This is a genomic window from Microcystis sp. M53603_WE2, assembly GCF_030065435.1.
This window is the reverse complement of the sequence record NZ_JASJFF010001188.1, coordinates 1-1,455: the sequence shown is the minus strand read 5'-3', so window position 1 is coordinate 1,455 and position 1,455 is coordinate 1. Positions and strand designations below refer to the sequence as shown.

Here is a 1,455-nt window from a genome sequence, read left to right as displayed (position 1 = left end):
TAAAGCAGCTCTAAAGAGTTTTGAGTTAAAAGTTAAACTTCAAGTTTTCATTCAGGACAAATGTACTGATTAACTAATTTTTTGGGGAAAATTAGTTAACCCATCATTATAACATATAATTAATTTGCAAGAGTTCTACTGTTTGACCTAGAGTAACACATAAGTTACTATAGCAGTATGTCTATTATCAAAGTTCAAGAATATCTTCAAGAAGATGGTTCAAGTCCTTACCAAGAATGGTTTAATAGCTTGGATACCCAAGCAGCTGCGAAGGTAACAGTTGCTAAGTCTCGTTTGGAATTAGGCAATACATCAAATGTTAAATGGTTTGATGGAATTGGGGAATATAAGATTGATTGGGGTCCAGGATACCGAATTTATCTAGCTCAAGATGGTAAACAGCTTATAGTTTTATTTGGTGGGGGAACAAAGAAAAATCAGCAATCTGATATTAATCGTGCTAGAGAATTATACCAAGAGTACAAAAGACGAAAAAAAGAAATTAGCAAAGAGCAAAAATTTGACAATGATAGTAGAGAGAAAAGGTAGTTATTATGGCACTAACTAGAGACTTTAAAGAAACCGTTAATGCACGAGTGCAAAGAGATTCTGAGTTTGCGATAGCTTTACTTGATGAAGCTATTTCTCTTTTCCTGAATGGTGAACCAGAAACAGCAAGACTGATTTTGAGAGATATTGTCAATGCAACAGTAGGTTTTGAACAGTTAGCAATTGAAACTTCTAAACCTAGTAAAAGTTTACATCGGATGTTATCAGCCAAGGGTAATCCAACGATGGATAATTTGACTGCTATTTTCAATGTTTTGCGGAAAAAACTGAATGTTGATATTAATGTAAAAACGACGGTTATTTACCATTAAAATTCCATTATCTTGAATAAAATAGCGATGGTGCGAAGCGAACTGACAAGTCAGCGCTTGCGCTATCGCATTTCCTCACATTGACAAAAAAAGACGATTCCTACGGAGTTCTTCGCTATTAAACCAGCGAGTCATAGGATTTTATGATTCACTGGAAATTTTGATTGTAGATGATTTTGGGGTTAAGGTGTTGGAATAGATCAACATTTACGCCCGAATCACAGTAATTCTATATTGATTTTCCGTCACCAACACCTCAGTTGATAACCTTTCTTCCATAGGTAAAGCATTTTTCCGCCTATCAAAGATAAATAACCAACCAAAATCTAAACCCAAACATCCTAAATAAGATTCTAATTGTTCAATTCCATCAGCTTGAGGATCGCGCTTTTTATCCCGCCATACTTTCAATTCAATCCCTAAAATTACATCTTTATAACGCAGACATAAATCCATTCTATCGCTACCAATTGCATATTCCCTTTCTAAAACTCCCCCACCATTAACCACACGATGTAAAAAAGCCATTAATACAATATGGGGGGCAATTTCATGGTAAGCAGCACTACTTAAT

2 protein-coding genes and 1 pseudogene are annotated in these 1,455 nt (G+C 35.0%); 2 read left to right on the top strand and 1 reads right to left on the bottom strand.

Annotated features, from left to right (window positions below; translation table 11 throughout):
• Positions 1-177 precede the first annotated feature (177 nt).
• Both PX481_RS24880 and PX481_RS24875 read left to right on the top strand, forming a co-directional pair.
• Positions 178-549, top strand: coding sequence for a type II toxin-antitoxin system RelE/ParE family toxin (locus tag PX481_RS24880; protein ID WP_002754997.1), 372 nt, complete (start codon positions 178-180; stop codon positions 547-549).
• A 5-nt stretch (positions 550-554) separates the two neighbouring features.
• Complete coding sequence (locus tag PX481_RS24875) at positions 555-881, top strand: helix-turn-helix domain-containing transcriptional regulator (RefSeq protein WP_002754998.1); 327 nt, start codon at positions 555-557, stop codon at positions 879-881.
• A 207-nt stretch (positions 882-1,088) separates the two neighbouring features.
• On the opposite strand, the pseudogene PX481_RS24870 reads toward PX481_RS24875, so the two are convergent.
• Positions 1,089-1,455 (bottom strand): annotated as a pseudogene (locus PX481_RS24870) (ATP-binding protein); the annotation flags it as partial.

Coding starts and splice junctions, on each gene's coding strand:
- PX481_RS24880 (WP_002754997.1), top strand. CDS start 178: ATGTCTATTATCAAAGTTCAAGAATATCTTCAAGAAGATGGTTCAAGT.
- PX481_RS24875 (WP_002754998.1), top strand. CDS start 555: ATGGCACTAACTAGAGACTTTAAAGAAACCGTTAATGCACGAGTGCAA.